Source organism: Clostridium collagenovorans DSM 3089 (assembly GCF_900130005.1).
GTDB lineage: Bacteria > Bacillota > Clostridia > Clostridiales > Clostridiaceae > Clostridium_D > Clostridium_D collagenovorans.
This window is the reverse complement of the sequence record NZ_FQXP01000013.1, coordinates 1-19,756: the sequence shown is the minus strand read 5'-3', so window position 1 is coordinate 19,756 and position 19,756 is coordinate 1. Positions and strand designations below refer to the sequence as shown.

At 28.8% G+C, this 19,756-nt stretch carries 15 protein-coding genes, 1 tRNA gene, 1 pseudogene, 1 riboswitch and 1 other annotated feature; of the genes and pseudogenes, 14 read left to right on the top strand and 3 right to left on the bottom strand.

Annotation, left to right across the window (positions count from 1 at the left end):
- Nucleotides 1–74: 74 nt before the first annotated feature.
- Nucleotides 75–247: riboswitch (Lysine riboswitch) on the bottom strand.
- 223 nt (nt 248–470) lie between these two features.
- Complete coding sequence (locus tag BUA48_RS13725; RefSeq protein WP_072832637.1) at nt 471–839, top strand: CoA-binding protein; 369 nt, start codon at nt 471–473, stop codon at nt 837–839.
- A gap of 252 nt (nt 840–1,091) precedes the next feature.
- Nucleotides 1,092–1,167 (top strand) — tRNA-Trp (locus tag BUA48_RS13720).
- 201 nt (nt 1,168–1,368) lie between these two features.
- Here BUA48_RS13720 and BUA48_RS13715 read toward each other — a convergent pair.
- Nucleotides 1,369–2,478 (bottom strand): AI-2E family transporter, encoded by a 1,110-nt coding sequence (locus BUA48_RS13715; RefSeq protein ID WP_072832636.1) that lies wholly within the window; start codon nt 2,476–2,478, stop codon nt 1,369–1,371.
- A 305-nt stretch (nt 2,479–2,783) separates the two neighbouring features.
- Here BUA48_RS13715 and BUA48_RS13710 point away from each other — a divergent pair, with 305 nt between their 5' ends.
- On the top strand, nt 2,784–2,924 hold the full coding sequence (locus tag BUA48_RS13710) for a polynucleotide phosphorylase (protein WP_072832635.1): 141 nt from the start codon (nt 2,784–2,786) through the stop codon (nt 2,922–2,924).
- A gap of 112 nt (nt 2,925–3,036) precedes the next feature.
- Here the strand turns inward: BUA48_RS13710 and BUA48_RS13705 are convergent, their stop codons facing one another.
- Nucleotides 3,037–3,498 (bottom strand): methylglyoxal synthase, encoded by a 462-nt coding sequence (locus BUA48_RS13705; RefSeq protein WP_072832634.1) that lies wholly within the window; start codon nt 3,496–3,498, stop codon nt 3,037–3,039.
- Between the two features lie 521 nt (nt 3,499–4,019).
- Between BUA48_RS13705 and BUA48_RS13700 the strand changes: the two genes are divergently transcribed.
- From BUA48_RS13700 to BUA48_RS13650, 11 genes and pseudogenes are all read left to right on the top strand, one after another.
- Complete coding sequence (locus BUA48_RS13700; protein WP_072832633.1) at nt 4,020–5,027, top strand: WG repeat-containing protein; 1,008 nt, start codon at nt 4,020–4,022, stop codon at nt 5,025–5,027.
- Between the two features lie 116 nt (nt 5,028–5,143).
- Nucleotides 5,144–5,383, top strand: a binding site (T-box leader).
- Nucleotides 5,384–5,504: 121 nt separating this feature from the next.
- Complete coding sequence (cysK, locus tag BUA48_RS13695; RefSeq protein ID WP_072832632.1) at nt 5,505–6,404, top strand: cysteine synthase A; 900 nt, start codon at nt 5,505–5,507, stop codon at nt 6,402–6,404.
- A gap of 41 nt (nt 6,405–6,445) precedes the next feature.
- On the top strand, nt 6,446–6,985 hold the full coding sequence (epsC, locus tag BUA48_RS13690; RefSeq protein WP_072832631.1) for a serine O-acetyltransferase EpsC: 540 nt from the start codon (nt 6,446–6,448) through the stop codon (nt 6,983–6,985).
- A gap of 495 nt (nt 6,986–7,480) precedes the next feature.
- Nucleotides 7,481–9,037 (top strand): ABC-F family ATP-binding cassette domain-containing protein, encoded by a 1,557-nt coding sequence (locus tag BUA48_RS13685; protein ID WP_072832630.1) that lies wholly within the window; start codon nt 7,481–7,483, stop codon nt 9,035–9,037.
- Between the two features lie 73 nt (nt 9,038–9,110).
- On the top strand, nt 9,111–9,737 hold the full coding sequence (locus BUA48_RS13680; protein WP_072832629.1) for a hypothetical protein: 627 nt from the start codon (nt 9,111–9,113) through the stop codon (nt 9,735–9,737).
- 229 nt (nt 9,738–9,966) lie between these two features.
- Complete coding sequence (locus BUA48_RS13675) at nt 9,967–10,473, top strand: hypothetical protein (protein ID WP_072832628.1); 507 nt, start codon at nt 9,967–9,969, stop codon at nt 10,471–10,473.
- 118 nt (nt 10,474–10,591) lie between these two features.
- Complete coding sequence (locus BUA48_RS13670) at nt 10,592–11,449, top strand: restriction endonuclease (protein WP_072832627.1); 858 nt, start codon at nt 10,592–10,594, stop codon at nt 11,447–11,449.
- A gap of 24 nt (nt 11,450–11,473) precedes the next feature.
- Entirely contained in the window at nt 11,474–14,737 is a 3,264-nt protein-coding gene (gene hsdR / locus BUA48_RS13665) for a type I restriction-modification system endonuclease (protein ID WP_072832626.1), read from the top strand.
- Between the two features lie 2 nt (nt 14,738–14,739).
- Nucleotides 14,740–16,158 (top strand): class I SAM-dependent DNA methyltransferase, encoded by a 1,419-nt coding sequence (locus tag BUA48_RS13660; protein WP_072832625.1) that lies wholly within the window; start codon nt 14,740–14,742, stop codon nt 16,156–16,158.
- Nucleotides 16,159–16,160: 2 nt separating this feature from the next.
- Entirely contained in the window at nt 16,161–17,420 is a 1,260-nt protein-coding gene (locus tag BUA48_RS13655; RefSeq protein WP_072832624.1) for a restriction endonuclease subunit S, read from the top strand.
- 289 nt (nt 17,421–17,709) lie between these two features.
- Nucleotides 17,710–18,069 (top strand): annotated as a pseudogene (locus BUA48_RS13650) (ABC transporter ATP-binding protein); the annotation flags it as partial.
- A 64-nt stretch (nt 18,070–18,133) separates the two neighbouring features.
- Here the strand turns inward: BUA48_RS13650 and BUA48_RS13645 are convergent.
- Nucleotides 18,134–19,600 carry a caspase family protein gene (locus tag BUA48_RS13645; protein ID WP_072832623.1) on the bottom strand — a complete coding sequence of 489 codons (1,467 nt, stop codon included), beginning with the start codon at nt 19,598–19,600 and terminating at the stop codon, nt 18,134–18,136.
- Between the last annotated feature and the right edge of the window lie 156 nt (nt 19,601–19,756).

Here is a 19,756-nt window from a genome sequence, read left to right as displayed (position 1 = left end):
TCACTCAAGGCTTATTTATACACGGTTTAAAAATCAGAACAGTAAAACAATATATTCTATATGTGTAAAACAAGTTGAATGATAGCTCTCCACAAATAATGTGACAGTGATACACATCTTATATGTATCCCCAGCAAATAATCCTACAGCAAGGATTAAAAACTTCGGCTATATTTCCTTTCACTTTAATTCAACGTTGCTTAAACTCCATAAAGCTAATCATAAATACAGCACCTCTACCAAGTACTTATCGTTAATATTCATTTTTAAAATTTATTTTCATCTTGAGTAGTATTATATGCTAGGCAAGAAAGCTTGTCAACCTAAAATATGAATATTTATTTCAAAATATTATAACTTATTCATAATTTTCAGAATTAAAATCTTGCTAATGGTAGACAATATATAGGATTTCAGCTATTAAAATTAAAATAAAAAAACTATAATAAAATAAAAGGAGAGTGTGAATTATGAAAGCAAGCGAGTTTTTAAAGTTTAAGAATTGGATAGTTATAGGTGATACAGCTAATAGTGAAAAATATGCTCATAGAATACTAGAGGAATTAAAAAAACATGATTTTAATGTAAAAGGGGTACATCCTAAGGGAGGAAGCGAAATATATAGTAGCTTAAAGGAAGTTCCTTATAGCATAGATATTATAGATTTATGCATAAATTCTAGAAGTGGAATTGAGTACTTAAGAGAAGCAAAGGATTTAGGAATTAATAAAGTTTTGATTCAACCAGGTGCTGAAAGTGATGAAATAATAGAGTATTGTAAGTGTAATGGAATAGATTATGTTGAAGGTTGTGCATTAGTAGCATTAAAAAATTATTAGTATATCTCTTTAAATAAAGAATTTTTATTAACTTAAAGATTTAAGTGGATTTCTAATTTAGAAACTTTGTTAAAGTGTAGATAATTATATTATAAATTTATAAAGTAAAGAGGTTTAAAAATAAGGGCAATTTTAAAATTATCAAAGAAGAAAATAGTGCATAAAAAAGGGCATAAAGCATAAAAATGAAAATATATTATAAAAAAACAGTTGCATTATAAAAATTCTTATGATAAAATAAATTTTGTCCTTAGGGGTATGGCTCAATTGGTAGAGTAGTGGTCTCCAAAACCATTGGTTACGGGTTCGAGTCCTGTTGCCCCTGCCAAAAGGTCTTAACAAAAACATGTTAAGGCTTTTTTTTATTACTTTAAAAATTAACATTACACAAAAATCAAATTAACTTTCCTAAAAATAGCCACATAAATTAAATTTATGTGGCTATTTTTAAAGTATATATATTATTTAATCTTGAAATAAAAATAAAAGTAATAAATACATACAATGATTTTTAAAGCAGATATGTTATTTAATCAATGTATTTTTGTATAAATGGATTTTTCTTTTCACATCTTTCTATGAATTTAACATAGTAAAGTTTTATTACTCCAGCAATTGGAACAGCTAAAAGCATTCCCACAATTCCATAAAAAGCACCACCAATAGCTAAGGCAGTGATGCAAGTCACTGGACTTATACCTACCTTTGTACCAGATAATTTAGGATCTAATATGTTAGCATCTATTTGCTGAATTATTAAGAACCATATGACAACAAATAATGCTATAGATGGACTATAGAACATGTTTAAAGTAAATCCTATAATCATTCCAAGAGCAGGTCCTATATATGGAATCATGTTAGTTAATCCAAACATTACAGTTATTAAAACTACAAATTCAGATTTAAGAACAATTAGTCCAAGGGCAGCTGGAACACAAATAATAAGGGAGATTAAAGCTCTAGCTCCAATATAAGCACCTAACATAGTATGAATATGGTTTACTAGCTCTAGAATAGCTAGTCCAATACGTTCTCTGAATATTAGTAAAGTAGCCTTTTTTGCTCCAGCAAGAAATCTTTCCTTATCAAATAAGAAATAAACAGAAACTACAATAGCTAATAACCAGTTAATAAGAGAACCAGTTATGGAAACTAAAGAGCTTAGCAATGTGTTAAACACAGCAGTACTCCATGAACTTATTGTCTTTAAAATTTCCGTTGAATTAAGCCAAGACTTAAAGATATCATTTCCTATATACTTTTCTATAGCATTGTTAGCAGAACTAACAAAGTCAGGAATAGAATAAGTAAGTTGTTTTAAGCTCTCTACAATACTAGGAAGTATGTATGTAATAGATACAGCTAGTACAATAGCTATTAATGTATAAGTTAAAAGTAAACTAACTCCACGTTTAAACTTAGTTTTATTTTCTATAAGTTTAAGTAGTGGATTTAATACATAAGCAATAATAAGTCCTAAAATAACAGGCCATAAAGCATTTTTAAAGCTTACTAAAATTTTAAGTACAAAATCAAAGTTATTTATAATTTTTATACCAATGAAAGTGATGAAAATTAATGCAACAATATATAGATTTTTTATAATTCCTTCTTTGAAACTAGTAGATAATTTCATTTTGCTACTCCTTTTAATATTTAATGATAAAAATAATTTCAATGAAACTTTATATAATTATATCAGATACCTATGAGACTTACATTATATATTAAAATATTTAAAGTTTTTTTCATAGATGGGAAAAATAGATATATATATGAGAAGTTTTTACCAAATATATTCAAAAAAACTACAATATTTCTCTATTGCATAATAAAATATATATGTCGAAAGAATAAAAAAAAAGGGATTGTACAATATATATATTACAATGGCGTTAAGGTGATAATTACAAAAAAATATATGAAAAAGAGGTGACAGCGATGGATAGTATGCAAAGCAATTTTAAAGAATTGAATTACGCAAAGCTGAAAAACGATCAAGAAGAAAAGCTAAGAAATGTAGAAAGAAATTTTAATGAAGAATTTGGAACGGATTACTATTTTATGGTAGTGAAAAAGTAAAATAAATGTAAGACAAAATAAAGAAACAAAACTAAAAGGGTTACCATTAACCATTTTAAAAATATTTAAACCTTGTTAAAAAGTCAGCTAAAAAGCTGACTTTGCCTTGGAGTTATAAATTTATCTCTCTAGAAAAATGATTATCAAAACAATCAGTAGTTTTTATGTATTCATCAGTGAAGTAAGGTGAAGTTATTAAAAAATCAGCAGTTGATTTATTTGTAGCATTAGGAATATTGTATACAGATGCTATTCTAAGTAATGCCTTTATGTCAGGATCATGAGGTTGAGACTCTAAAGGATCCCAAAAGAAAATTAACACATCTAATCCACCCTCAACTATTTTTGAACCTATTTGTTGATCCCCACCTAGTGGACCACTTTTAAAATTTGTTATGTTAAGTCCAGTTTCAGCTGAAATTATTTTCCCTGTTGTACCTGTTGCAAAAAGATTATGTTTTTTTAAACTTTCAATATTATCTTTTACCCATTGAAGCAACTCGGCCTTTTTATTATCGTGAGCTACTAGGGCTATGTTCTTTTGCTCTTTTATGATTATAGAATTTTTGCTCATTATTTTTCCCCCTTGTTTTATAAGGTTAACAATTACAGTAAACCTATGATTAGTACCATTATAGTAAGTTTATAATTATTATATTAGATTATACTATAATTAAAATAATAATAAAATTAAATTGGCTTACTTAGTATGTTAAATTTATTTTAAGTTAAAGGTTATCTTATATTTAAGATAAGTAGGTAAGTTAAAATAAAGTTAATTTAAAATATTTTTAAGTTATTTATTGTAAATTAGGTGATTTATTTCTTGATGTTATGTCAAAAATATTAAGGATAGATTTTTAGAAGAAGAATGTACATATACGTATTTCCTTAATTATTAAGGCATAAAGTTAGTTTTATTAAACTTAAGATTATTTATTGAAATATATATATTTATAAAAATATAGTTTTTTATGGTATAGTTAATATATTAAATTTTACAAGAAAATATTGTTATAAGAGAATTTGAGTTACATAAAGAAGGGAGGAAGTTGTTTAAAACATATAGATTTTATAGTTTTTACAACATAAATTATGGAGAATAGATTATTAGTTATAAAACAAAAGGGTAAGTTCGGTTACATAAATGAAGAAGGTACTGTGGTTATAGAGCCTGAGTTTTCAGAGGCAGAGGATTTTGTTAATGGCTTAGCAGTTGTAGCTGTAGAAGGTAAGTTCGGTATTATTGATGAAAATAAGAATTTTGTTATAGAACCTAAGTATCATTACATTGGTGAAGAGGTAGAAGGCTTTAGAATCTTTAGAGAAGATGGTAAAAAGGGATTCTTAGATAATGAAGGAAAGGTTTTAGTGCAAGCAAAATACAGAGATGTTAAGGATTTCTCTGAGGATTTAGCTTTAGTACAATTAAATTATAACTGGGGATATATTGATAAAAGTGGAAATGAAGTTATAGAACCAGTATATCTAGATGCTTATGATTTTAGTGAAGGTAAAGCTTTAGTTCAAATAGGTGGAAAGCTTGGATATATTAATAAATCAGGAGAGGTTGTTATAGAGCCTATTCTTGATTATGCTTATAGTTTTTCAGAAGGGTATGCAGCTGCAGCCTTTGGAAATAAATATGGGTACATAGATGAAAATGGACAGTTTTTAATAAAACCTAAGTTTTCTGTTGCTAAGGATTTTACAGAGGGACTTGCTGCAGTTGAAGCTAGGGGTAAGGCAGGATATATTGATAAAAATTGTGATATGGTAATAGAACCTCAATTTACTTCTTGTGATCCATTTTACAATGGCTATGCTGTTATTGAAGAAGATGAAAAGTATGGTTACATAGATAAAACTGGAAAAGTAATAATAGAACCTAAATACGAAGACGTAGATATAATAAGCGAAGGTATGTTAGCTGTATGTCTTGAAGATCAATGGGGTTACATAGATCTTGAAGGGAATATGGTAATAGCACCACAGTTTGATGAAGCCTATGATTTTGTTAATGGAATAGCAAAAGTTCAGCGTGGTACTAAGATTGGTTATATCAAAAAAGATGGTAGTTTCTTATGGGAATTAAGAAAATAGCATAAAGATTTATCTATAGAAGAATGATTATCTATAGATATTTTCTATAATAAAAATAGTGGACAATTAAAAAGATATGTAATATTATATAACATAAATCAACACAAAATATTTTAATAAAGACGTTGAAGAAGGAAAGTACTGTATATGGAACTTACAGAGAGGAAATTGGTAGCTGAGATAATTTCTATTGGAAGTATATAGGAAGTGCCCTTTGGAGTTACACACCGAAGTTTTTAGTAGGCTGTGTCGGTTGCAACCGTTATATTGCTCGGGCATGAAGTGCTTTAAAGTAGTTACTTTAATATTTCAATTAGAGTGGAACGAAGGTTAACATATATAATCTCGTCTCTAGGTATAGAGGCGAGATTTTTTTATTTTCCTAAAGTCACCTATTTTGAATTATTAAACTATAATTTGGGCATATTCATGAATTTAGTGAAAATAATTTAAAAAAGAGACGAGGAGGAAAAAGTTATGTTGTATCAAAATATTTTAGAAGTTATAGGAAATACTCCAATGGTTAAATTAAATAGTTTTGGAGCTGAAGGTTTATTCTTAAAGGTTGAAAAGTTTAATCCAGGTGGAAGTATAAAGGATAGAGCAGCACTTGGTATGATAGAAGAAGCAGAAAAACAAGGTTTGCTTAAAGAAGGCAGCGTAATAGTAGAACCAACAAGCGGAAATACAGGTATAGCCTTAGCTATGATAGGAAAATTAAAGGGATACAAAGTTATAATTGTTATGCCTGACACTATGAGCAAAGAAAGAAGAGATGCAATAGCAGTATTTGGAGCTGAGCTTATATTAACAGATGGAGCTAAGGGGATGAAGGGTGCTATAGATAAAGCAACTGAAATATTAAATTCAGATGAAAAGTATTTTATGCCTCTTCAATTTGCTAATAAAGCAAATCCTAAGAAACATTATTATACAACAGCAGAAGAGATAATAAAGGATGTTCCTAATATAGATATTTTTGTAGCTGGAGTTGGAACTGGTGGTACTTTAATTGGTATTGGAAAAAGACTAAAAGAAATAAATCCTAATATCAAAGTTATTGCACTTGAACCAGAGGATTCAGCAGTGATTTCAGGAGGAAAACCAGGACCACATAAAATACAGGGTATAGGTGCTGGATTCATACCAGAAATATTTGAAAAGGAATATGTGGACGAGGTATATACAATTTCTAATGAAGAAGCCTTTGAATATACTAGAAAATTAGTAAGTGATGAGGGATTATTCTTAGGTATATCCTCAGGTGGTAATGTAGCTGGCGCTATGAAAGCCTTAGAGAAATACGGCAAAGATAAGGTTGTAGTAACAGTAGCACCAGATGGTGGAGAAAAATATTTATCAATGAATGTTTTTTAAAACAAAAGATAAGGGATTTTAAAATACAGGGGGTAAGAGTTATGTTTAGAAACTTTCTATATGATTTAGATAGTATTAAGGAAAGAGATCCTGCTGCAAGAAATAGAATACAGGTTTTATTATATCCTTCTGTGCATGCAATGTTGTTTTATAGACTTGCACATGGTCTTTACAAAATAAAACTATTATTTTTAGCAAGATTAATATCTCAGTTAGGTAGATTCTTTACAGGAATAGAAATACATCCAGGTGCTACCATAGGAAGAGGTTTCTTTATAGATCATGGTATGGGTGTCGTAATAGGAGAAACTGCTGAAATAGGAGATAATGTGACTTTGTTTCATGGTGTTACTCTAGGGGGTACAGGAAAAGAAACAGGTAAAAGACATCCTACAGTTGAAGATGATGTAATTATTGGATGTGGAGCAAAAGTACTTGGTGCTATAGTTATTGGAAAGGGTTCTAAAATAGGAGCTAACTCTGTAGTTCTAAAAAGTATTCCACCTAATAGTACTGCTGTTGGAATTCCAGCTGTAGTTAAGAAAATAACTTCAATTGTAGAATTAGAAGGGGTTAATTAATTCAATTTAAATAAGGTTATTAAGAGATAAATTAGTAAATTGACTCAGAAATAAACTAATTTAAATGTAAGTTTAGCAATTGAAATATGATTTGAATTATCAAATGAATTTATAAGGTAAGTTCATCAATATTAAATATGATTTATAAATTGGAGCTGTAGCATTAAGAATAAATATAATAATAAACTGTATTTAGAATTAAATTATAAATGCAGTATGTTATATGTAAGTTTATTAATGCTATGGCTTCCTTTGTTTTTTATTATTCAAATTCAACATCTTTATCTAATACATAAATTGAATTGTTGCTATTTAATACAAGGATTTTATATTGAGTTGTAGAAGTATATAAATTTCAGCTATATTTTACGAATATGCAAAATTCTAATACTTATTATAGTAAAGAAAGCGAAATTTATTGTAATGATAAATTGATATATGATATATTAATAATTGCTTTGTATAAGTTTATTTTTAATTAAAGGGAGATGTGTGATGAGTATACTTTCAGTAGAAAATGTGAGTCATGGTTTTGGCGGTAGAAGTATTTTAGAAGATGTTTCTTTTACATTATTAAAGGGTGAGCACGTTGGATTTGTTGGTGCTAACGGAGAAGGTAAAAGTACATTTATTAATATAATTACAGGGAAACTTATGCCTGATGAAGGAAAAGTTCAATGGTGCAATAGAATTACATATGGATATTTAGATCAACATAGTGAACTTGAAAATGGTAAAACAATTATGGAAGTACTAAGAGGTGCTTTCAAAGGAATGTTTGATTTAGAAGCTGAGATGATTGGTATATATGAAAAAATGGGTGATGTTAATGAAGAAGAATTAGCAAAGCTTATGGAAGACGTTGGAGACATCCAAAGTATTTTAGAAACTAGTGGATTCTATACAATAGATGCAAAAATAAATGAAGTAGCTAATGGTTTAGGATTAGGAGAAATAGGATTAGATAAAAAGGTTGATGAATTATCAGGTGGTCAACGTACCAAGGTATTATTAACTAAATTATTACTTGAAAATCCTATGATATTAATACTAGATGAGCCTACAAACTATTTAGATGTAGAACATATTGAATGGTTAAAGAGATACCTTCAAGAATATGAAAATGCATTTATCTTAGTTTCTCATGATGAGAGCTTTATGAACTCAGTTGTAAACGTAATTTACCACGTTGAAAATGGAGAAATTACAAGATACAAAGGAACTTATGAGCATTTCTTAGATATGAAGGAAGTAAAGCGTAAACAAGAATTACAAGCCTATGAAAAACAACAAAAAGAAGTTGAAAAACTAGAGGATTTCATAGCAAGAAATAAGGCAAGATTCTCAACTAAGGGTAGAGCTAAGTCAAGAGAAAAGCAATTAGAGAAAATGGAAATCTTAGAAAAACCAAAAGAGAGAATTAAACCTACCTTTAAATTTAAAGAAGCTAGAGTTCCAACTAGATATGTATTTGAAACAAGGGATTTAGTTTTAGGATACGAAAATGCCTTAACTAAGCCAGTTAATATATCCTTAGAAAGAGGACAAAAAGTTGCTATTAGAGGGGTTAACGGTTTAGGAAAAACAACTCTATTAAAAACTTTAATAGGGCAAATAAGACCTTTCTCAGGAGAAGTTAAATTAGGAGATTACCTAGAACTAGGATACTTCGAGCAAGAAAGCAGCAAAGAAAATAGAAACACTGCATTAGATGAAGTATGGAATGAATACCAAAGCTTAGGTAATGGAGAAGTTAGAGCAGCACTTGCTAAATGTGGTTTAACTACAGAACATATTGAAAGCAAAATGATGGTTCTAAGTGGAGGAGAAAATGCAAAGGTACGACTTTGTAAGTTAATGTTAAAAGACATAAACTGGCTGGTACTAGATGAGCCTACAAACCACTTAGACGTTGAAGCAAAAGAAGAATTAAAAAAAGCAATAAAAGAATTCAAAGGAACAGTACTATTAGTATGCCACGAACCAGAATTCTACGCAGACGTTGTAACAGATGTGTGGAATATAGAAGGTTGGACAACTAAACTTGTTTAGTGAAATTTTGAAAGAGTTAGTGTAAAAGCTAACTCTTTTTGATATAATTTATATATAGTTAGGGGCGAATTTAATGGATGATAAAGAAAAGCAAATAATAAAAGATTTATGTAAAAAGTTTATAGATAGAAATTATTCAGAATCTGATGTGGTAAGTTTTTTAATTATGTTAAGACGACATGCAAAAGGAATAAGATCAATAACTGAATTAGGAGATTTTATAGCTCATAGAGATAAAGAAAAGGGTGGAGTAAAGGATTATTTAGAAAAAACTAAAAATGTGTTAGATAATTTAGGGCAGATAAACACTACTTTAGTAATAAAAGAAGTATTTACATTTAAGGAATTTAGAAATGGAATAAATAGAATTCTGCAAAACAATAGTATAAGCAAATTAGATGATACTATTATAAATGATTTAATGCTATTCTCTATGTCAATAATTCAGGAGACTACAATACGAAATAAAGAAAGTGATAAACTTGGAATATTAAAATTTTCAATAAGTGAGGCTAAAATAATATTATTAGGTGAATTTGAAATTGAGAATAACAATAGAAAAGTCAAGTGCAGTGTTCCAGTGTTAGAAGTTAATAATAGATATATTAATATGAATAAAATGGATAAGTTTGATACTCCAATAAGTTTTAATAAAGTAATTAAAGTTGAAGCAGTGAGCGGCGAAATTAAAATAATATGATAAATGATTTATTGATATACATTAATAAGAGGATGTAGAAGTAGTATGTGTTTACTTAAATTTAATATGGTATTTATAGGTTTATGAAATTAGGTTGGATATAGTATCTTGATTAATTTTTTATTAATGGGTTGTCATAAAGCTATGAAAATTGGAAATTAAAAATAACATAATGCATATGATAAAATTAAATATGTTACATATTCATAGAATAGGGGGATTTAGAAAGTTGAGCGGAGAGTATAATATATTTTTGAGTAGGCCTACGGATTTAAGCGAGGAGGAAACAGAAACTGTAAATAAGATAAGCGAAATACTTAAATGTAGAGAAATAAAATTAAGAACAATTGGAGTTACAGATTTCACGAATGAAACTCCTATGAAAGCAATAAAAGAAATTATGGAACAATGTACGGGAGCTATTATTTTAGGGTTTACTCAAATAAAAGTTGAAAGAGGTATAAAAAAACCTGAAACTAAAAAAGAGATGACTCTTGAATGTTACAATATAGCAACCCCATGGAATCAGATAGAAGCTGCTATGGCATATATGTTGGATTTACCATTGTTGATTATTAAAGACAATGGAATTGATGGGGGAATATTTGACCCAGGAGTAACAAGTAAGTATATTCATGAATTCGATTTGAAAGAACAAGGATGGTTAGAAATAGAACAGTTTTTACAACCATTTAATGAGTGGTATGGAGATGTAATAAGAAAATCTTCAAAATAATTGAGTAGATAAACAAAAAGGTAAGATAAAAATAAAGGAATAGAGAAGATCTATTCCTTTATTTTGTTTAGATGTTAAAATAGTAGTAGAAAAATAATTAATATAAGAGGTTAAATTGATGTTTAAATATAAGTATGATGAATTGATAGAACCTTGTTTTAAAGCAATTAAGCAATTAGGGGGTTCTGCTACTAATTTAGAGATTAGAGAAAAGTTAATTGAAATCTTAAATTTAAGTGAAGAAGAAATTGATGATATTCATAGAAATAGTACTACAAAGTTAGATTATAGGACTGCATGGGCTAGGAATTATTTGAAAAATGCTGGATACATAATAAGAAGTGCAAGAGCTGTGTGGTCATTGACTGATAAAGGAAATAAGATGGAATCAGTTAATAAGGATTATGTAAAAAAGAAAGCAAAAATTAAATCAGATGAAGAAGAACAAGATGAGAATAATATAAAAAGTAAGAATAACAATACTTTTTATGATAGTAACTCAGATGTAGATGATTTAAATTGGCAAACTAGACTACTAGAAGTAATAAAAGGGATTACTCCTGAAAAATTTGAAAAGTTATGTCAGAGGATACTAAGAGAACTTGGATTTAATAATGTAGTAGTTACAGGTAAAAGTCATGATGGTGGAATTGATGGTATGGGAATATTAAAATTAGGGGAAGTATTATCTTTCAGAGTCGCATTTCAAGCTAAAAGATATGATGGAACTGTAGGCTCGTCTATTATAAGAGACTTTAGAGGTGCTATGATGGGAAGAGCTGATAAAGGACTTATAATTACTACCGGTGTGTTTTCAAGAGATGCAGTAAAAGAAGCTACTAGGGATGGGGCTACTCCTATTGATTTAATTGATGGTAATGAACTAGCAAAACATTTAAAAAAATTAGGGTTAGGAGTAGAAGTTGAAGTTGTTGAAAAAGTAATTATTAATGAGGAATGGTTTAAGAATATTTAAGGGATAAATATGGGGAGGATAAATATGAGTAACTTTACTTTTTTAAAGGAAAGATGGCCGATACTCGAAAATTTAGGGCGATTAGCAGAAAGAAACCTTTATATAGATTCCAATACTACATTTATTAAGTGTGGTATGTTTGGAGAGATATTAGTTAAGTATATGGTATCAATGGAAGAAGTTGATGAAACGCTAATAGCTCATGAGAACAATCATAATAATAGAATTAAGCTACTTAAAAAGGAAGATTTAATTCCAGAAGATATTGATAGTATTCTTCATATGTTAAGAGTTAAAAGGAATAGTGCAGCTCATAGTGGGTATGAAGATATAGAAAAAGCAAAGATTCAGTTGGAGTTAACATATAAATTAGCTGTTTGGTTTATGCAAACATATGGTGATTGGAGCTTTGAACCAAAGCCTTTTGAAATGCCAATAGATAATGAATATGGTGAAAATGTTAATGATATAGCAAAAGAATATGATGAAAAGGTAAAAGCGTTAGAAGCTGAACTTGATAGATTAAGAGCAGAAGAAAAAGACAAAAAACAATTAGAAGAGCGTAAGATTCAAGGTAAAAAAGCTAGTAGACACATTGAATTAAGTGAAGTTGAAACTAGGAGAATAATAGATGCACAGCTTCAATCAGCAGGATGGGAAGCTGATACTACTAATCTTAGATATTCAAAAGGGACAAGACCAGCTAAAGGAAGAAATTTAGCTATAGCAGAATGGCCAACAGCTTCTAAAGAAAAAAAGAATGGATTAGTAGATTATGCTTTATTTATTGGAGAAAAACTTGTTGGATTTATTGAAGCTAAAAAGTATTCAAAAGATGTAGCCGGTACTATGGTTGAAACTAAGACTTATGCTAAAGGAGTTAAGGAAGAACATAGTGATTATGTTGTTTCTGAGTGGAATGGATATAAGGTACCATTTTTATTTACTTCTAATGGTAGAAAGTACATAAAAGAAATAGAAGATAAAAGTGGTGTACATTTCTTAGATTGTAGAAATCCTAAGAATAATGAAAAGGTACTTCAGGGATGGTATTCACCTGAAAAACTTGAAGCTATGATTAATGAAGATATTGAAAATGCTAATAAGTCACTAGATGATATGAACTTTGAATTTTTACAAAGCGAAAATAGTATTGGACTTAGATATTATCAAGTTGATGCCATAAAAGCTGTAGAAAAAGCTATCATTGAAGGAAAGAAGTCAGCATTAATAACTATGGCAACTGGGACTGGAAAGACAAGAACTGTATTAGGTTTGATTTATAGATTAATTAAAACTAAGAGATATAGAAGAATCCTCTTCTTGGTTGATAGAACTTCTCTTGGTACTCAAGCGCTGGATACATTCAAGGAAGTTAAGATTGAAGATTTAAAAACATTGAATCAAATTTATAACATAAATGGGTTAGATGAAAAATTAATAGATAAAGAAACTAAAATTCATATAGCAACAGTACAAGCTATGGTTAAGAGAATAATGTATAACGAAGAAGAAACTAATGTGCCATCAGTTGGAGACTATGATTGCATAATAGTAGATGAAGCTCATAGGGGTTATACCTTAGACAAAGAAATGACTGATAATGAAGTTGAGTGGAGAGATAATAGAGATTTCTTAAGTAAATATAAGAAGGTAATAGAATACTTTGATGCATTTAAAGTTGCATTAACAGCAACGCCTGCACTTCATACAACGATGATATTTGGTGAGCCTGTTTATAATTATAGCTATAGAGATGCTGTTATTGATGGATATCTTGTAGACCATGAACCACCACATTTAATAGAAACTGAGCTTACAAGAGATGGAGTTCATTATAATAAAGGTGATAAGGTGGCAAAATATAATAAGTTTACAGGGGAACTTATTAATGGTGCTGAGCTTGAAGATGATATTGATTTTGAAGTGGATGAGTTTAATAAAAAGGTAATTATAGAATCACATACAAGAGTAGTATTAGAAGAAGTAGCAAGGTATATTGATCCAGAAAATGATGAAGGAAAAACTTTAATATTTGCAGCTAGTGATGCTCATGCTGATATGATAGTTAGATTATTAAAAGAAATATTTAGAGAAACTATAGGTGGAGTTGATGATGATTCTATTCTTAAAATTACAGGATCAATTAAAGATCCAGATTTAGCAATTAAGAGATTCAAAAATGAAAGATATCCTAATGTAGTTGTTACAGTAGACTTGTTATCTACAGGTATAGATGTTCCTAAAATTGATAAAATAGTATTCTTAAGAAGAGTAAAATCAAGAATACTTTATGAACAAATGTTAGGAAGGGCAACTCGTCTTTGTGATGAAATAAATAAAAATCACTTTGAGATATTTGACTGTGTAAGACTTTATGAAGCTCTGCAAGATGTGACTAATATGAATCCAGTTGCTGCAAGTAAAGGAGCTAGCTTTAAAATATTAAAGGAAACTTTAGAAAGAGCTGATAGTGAAGAGGAAAAAGAAGCTACAGTTAAAAAGGTTATTGCAAAACTTCAAAGAAAGAAGAAGTTAATAGATGAAAATGAAAAATTAATATTTAAGAGTTTATGTAATGATAAAACTCCTGAGGAATTTATAAAAGAATTAAAATCTACAGATACAGATAGTGCAGTTAAGCAAATTATCAGTAATAATGCATTAATAGAATATCTTGATGAGAAGTATAGTAGTGATGAGGTAATAATAATATCAGAGACACAAGATAAACTAGTATCACATACTAGGGGATATGGAAAAGGTAAGAAACCAGAAGACTATATTCAAGAATTTAAAAATTACATTGAAGAAAATAAAAATACAATTCAAGCTTTAGAAATTGTTTGTACTAGACCACAGGATTTAACCAAGGAAAGTCTAAAACAATTAAGAGTAATATTAGATAGTAATGGATTTAATGAAGAGTATCTGAAGACAGCATGGAAAGACTTAAAACATGAAGAAATAGTTGCAGATATAATTGCATTTATTAGACAACAAGCATTAGGTAGTTCTTTAGAATCTAATGAGGAAAGAGTTAAAAGAGCTGTTGCAAGAATTAAGAGAGAATATTATTTAACTAAGCATCAGGAAAATTGGATTAATAGAATAGAAAAGGTTATGCTAAAAGAAGCAGTTATAGATAAAGAAACATTAGATACAGGAGCATTTAAAGCTCAAGGTGGTGGATTTGACAGACTTAATGAAAAACTGTTTAATGGAAATCTAGGAGAAATAATTACGAAATTAAAAACATATATGTTTGCAAGCAAGGAGATTAGCTAATAATGAATACACAAGAAATAGTAAGTAAACTTTGGAATCTTTGTAATGTACTAAGGGATGATGGTATAACATATCATCAATATGTTACTGAATTAACTTATATTCTATTCTTAAAGATGGCAAAAGAAACTGGAGCAGAAAGTAAGTTGCCAGAAGGATATAAGTGGGATGATTTAAAATCAAAAAGTGGAATAGAACTTAAAACTTTCTATAAGAGTTTATTAAATCATTTAGGGGAAGAAACAACAGGAATAGTACAACAAATATATCAAGGTTCAGCTACTAATATAGAAGAACCAAAGAACTTAGAAAAGATAATAACAACAATAGATGGATTAGACTGGTACTCTGCAAAGGAAGAGGGATTAGGTAATCTTTATGAAGGACTTTTAGAAAAGAATGCATCAGAAAAGAAATCGGGAGCAGGTCAATACTTTACTCCTAGAGTTTTAATTGATGTTATGGTTAAACTTGTTGATCCAAAGCCAGGTGAAAAGTGTAATGACCCTGCAGCAGGAACATTTGGATTTATGATTGCAGCAGACCATTATTTAAAAGAAAAATATGACAATTATTTTTCTTTAGATACAGACTTGGCAGATTTTCAAACTAAGAAAGCATTTTCAGGGTGCGAATTAGTTCATGAAACTCATAGATTAGCACTTATGAATGCAATGCTACATGATATTGAAGGAAATATTATCTTAGGAGATACATTAACTAATGTAGGAAAGCAAATGAAAGATTTGGATGTAGTACTTTCAAACCCTCCATTTGGAACTAAGAAAGGTGGGGAAAGAGCTACTAGAGATGATTTAACATATATGACTTCAAATAAGCAATTAAATTTTTTGCAACATATCTATAGAAGTTTAAAAGCAGATGGAAAAGCAAGAGCAGCAGTAGTATTACCTGATAATGTTTTATTCCAAGAAGGTGATGGAACTAAGATAAGAGAAGATTTAATGGATAAGTGCAATCTTCATACAATACTAAGGCTTCCAATAGGTATTTTCTATGCTCAAGGAGTAAAGACTAATGTATTATTCTTTACTAGAGGTACTGAAGATAAAGGAAATACTAAAGATGTATGGTTCTATGATTTAAGGACTAATATGAAAAAATTTAATAAAGGAAATGTATTAAAAGAAGCTCACTTTGATGAATTTGTTAAAGCTTATAATGCTGAAGATAGAGAAAGGGTTGAAGATGAAAGATGGAATAAGTTTACTAGAGAGCAAATTAAAGAAAAGAATGATAATTTAGATTTAGGACTTATAAAAGATGATTCAATACTAGATTATGAAGACTTACCAGATCCAATAGAAAGTGCAGAAGAAGCAGTAGCAAAATTAGAAGAAGCAACAGACTTGCTTATGAGCGTAATTAAGGAATTAAGAGCTCTTGAAAGTGAGGAATAATAATGGCTAAAAAGAAAATTACATTGGAAGAAGCTGTTGTTAATGATATCTCTTATGAAATACCTAAAAATTGGCTTATGATTAAATTGGGGTATTTAGGAAAATGGGGCTCGGGAGGAACACCTTCTAGAATACATCCTGAATATTATGAAGGAAAAATACCATGGATAAAAACAGGTGAATTGAATAATGGCTATATTTATGATGCTGAGGAAAATATAACAGAGGATGCAATAAATAATTCAAGTGCTAAAATATTTAAAAAGGATTCTGTTTTGATAGCTATGTATGGGGCAACTATAGGTAAAGTTGCTATATTAGGAATAGATGCAACTACTAATCAAGCATGTGCAGCTATAGAGTGTAATGAAGGAGTGATAGATAATAAATTTATGTTTTATTATCTATTATCTCAGAAGGAGAATTTCATTGAACTTGGAAAAGGTGGAGCACAGCCCAATATATCACAAATGATAATTAAGGAGTATAAATGTCCTGTTCCACCATTAAAAGAGCAACAAAGAATTGTTAATAAAATAGAAAGTCTTTTTGAAAAGCTAGATAAGGCTAATGAATTAATAGAAGAAGCTAGAGAAGATTTTGAAAAGAGAAAATCTGCAGTTGTTTATAAAATAATTAATAAATTTGGTAATAAAAAAATAAAATTAAAAAAATGCATAAGATTTATAACTGATAAAAAAGAACCTGTAGATGGAGATGTATATATAGGATTAGAAAATATGGGCAAGTCCATAGGGATTATTAGTTATAGTATGGCAGAGAATGTGAAAAGCACAAAAACAAAATTTGATAAAGGAGACATACTTTATGGTAGATTAAGACCTTATCTTGATAAACATGATGTAGCTGATAGAAGTGGGATTTGCTCCACAGATATACTGGTTATGAGAGCTAATGAAAAATTTGAAGCTAGATATATAGATTATATTTTAGGAACATTAGAGTTAATTAGATATGCTAACGAAAATTCATTAGGAATTAATTTGCCAAGGGTATCAGCTAAAGTTTTAGGGGAATATGAGATACTAGATATAGAATTTGATAAGCAAAAAATAGTTGTGGAAATATTAAATAAGATATTTGAAGATGAAGATAAAATAGAAAAACTTACTCAATTAGAAGAACAGGTAGAACTGATAAAAAAATCAATTCTAACGAAAGCCTTTAGAGGCAAACTTGGAACTAATTGTGAAGATGATGAAAGTGTTTTAGAATTATTAAAAGAGAGATTGAACACTTAATTAAGAATATGTCCCTTAGAAAGTAGGGAATAAGGTAGAGTATAAAAGACTGGTTATAAAAATAGTAAAGTCTTTTTACGTTCTAAGACTACAGAGGCAATTAAAATAACAACAGTGTTAGCGAAGCTTAAAACTAAGAATTTTATTTTGTGTATTAATCTATATTTAGAGTAATATAAAAATGATGCTATTCAGAGTGCATCATTGCCTTTGATGCTATCTAGATAGCATCATTATTGAAAAAGTATTAAATAAATACCAGTCTTAAACAGAATAATTCAAGAAATAAAATAGAAACACTGCACTATATGAAGTATGGAATGAATACCAAAGCTTAGGCAATGGAGAAGTTAGAGCAGCCCTTGCTAAATGTGGTTTAACTACAGAACATATTGAAAGCAAAATGATGGTTCTAAGTGGAGAAGAAAATGCAAAGGTAAGACTTTGTAAGTTAATGTTACAAGACATAAACTGGCTAGTCCTAGATGAGTCTACAAACCACTTATACGTTGAAGCAAAAGAAGAATTAAAAAAAGCAATAAGAGAATTCAAAGGAAAAGTACTATTAGTATGCCACGAACCAGAATTCTATGCAGACATTGTAACAGACGTGTGGAATATAGAAGGTTGGACATTAAAGACACCTTAAGGAAGTATTGAAAATTATAGTTAATACTAAAAGGAAGTCACTTTAAATAAAAGTGACTTCCTTTTTACTCGTCTAAAGTTGATGCATTAAATTTTGTTTCTAATTCCGAAAGTATCATATCTTCAATAGATGAAATTGTTTTATTTATAAAGTTTTTTATAGTATTAAAGTCTTTAGCACTAATTGTTAAAATGTCCCAGCTATTATCGGTGATAAATGTACGCTCTTTCCAGTTTATATCTTTATAATATGATGTATAAATAAAAAAGACAATGTCTGTTTTAGAAAATGCATATATTATGTAAGTTGAATAATATTTTAAGTTTTGGAGGTTAGGAATAAAGGAAATTTTCATGCAATTATATGGAACATCTTGTGTTAGCTCCATTCCATCTATTATATACCTATATTTAGTTACTTCTTTATCTTCATACATTTGGTTAGCAAAAGCTGAGCCAAATAGGTTACCATAAGGATTTTTTTTCTTAACTTGTATAATATCTTTATAAGATTCTTTTCGGTATGTTGGTTTAGCAAAATAGTTATTATTCTTTTTTATCCAATTACCGATTGGAACTAAATCAATTTCGTCTGAATACTCTGCAAGAAATTCACATTTATAATTAAATAAATTCTTAAGTTCAGAAGAGTGTATTGAATATTGATTAAGTAGATTTTGTATATTTTGTATGTTGTTTAACATTTCTTCTTCAGAACAATATTTCATAGAATCATTTTTTATTAAATCTATAAGCTTAGTTTCATTTCCTTTTGTTTCTTTTGGTTTATTATTTGAAAATGAGTTATATACGCTCATGATTTTATCTTTTAAGTCATCGTTTATGTTTCCAAAGATTTCTGTATAATCACCTTGTGAAACAAAATAAGGTGTTTGACGTTCATTTTTTTTAAAATCGTCAGAAATATAATCTATTATTTCTTTGTATCTCAAATTACCATTATCAGATTTTAATACACAATTTAAAAAGCTTGCAGTAAAGAAACTAATTTCTGATTGCCCAGATGTTTGATTAAATTGCGATGAATACATAAAATAACAGTTATTAATTTGTTTTGTAGTTTTATTTAAGATATCTTTCATAGGGTTAATATCTTTTAAATAAGACATACCCGAATAACATGCATCGACAACTTTAATGGTTGTTTTAGGATTTAATTTACGTATCCATGTATCTAACTCAGAATTTTCTAAAGATGTTTGTTTTAACTTATCAAGTGAACAGTCACTTAAAAGATAGTAAAAGTCATTTTCGTCGGATTTTCCATGACCTGTAAAGTAGAAAAAGAAATCATCTACTAAGTTTTCATTATCATCATATTTTTTAAAAAATTCAATTATTTTATTTTTGGTTGTTCTTGTATTTGAATTTTCATTTAATATTAATATATCATCAAACTTATTTAAATTTTTTACTAATTCACTCATTAGATTAATATCATTTATACATCCGGGTAAATTATTTCCGGGTATATTATAAGAATCAACACCTATTAGAATTGCTATATTCATATTTATCCCCCTTTATTACTAAACGTTCTGTTAAGTTATATGAACATTGCACTTCTCTCACATTAGAAGTATACTAAGTTTTCCTAAGACAAAATATTCCCCCGAAGGAGAGAAGAGCAATGAACAAAACAAACATAAAATGTCCTCGCTGCCATT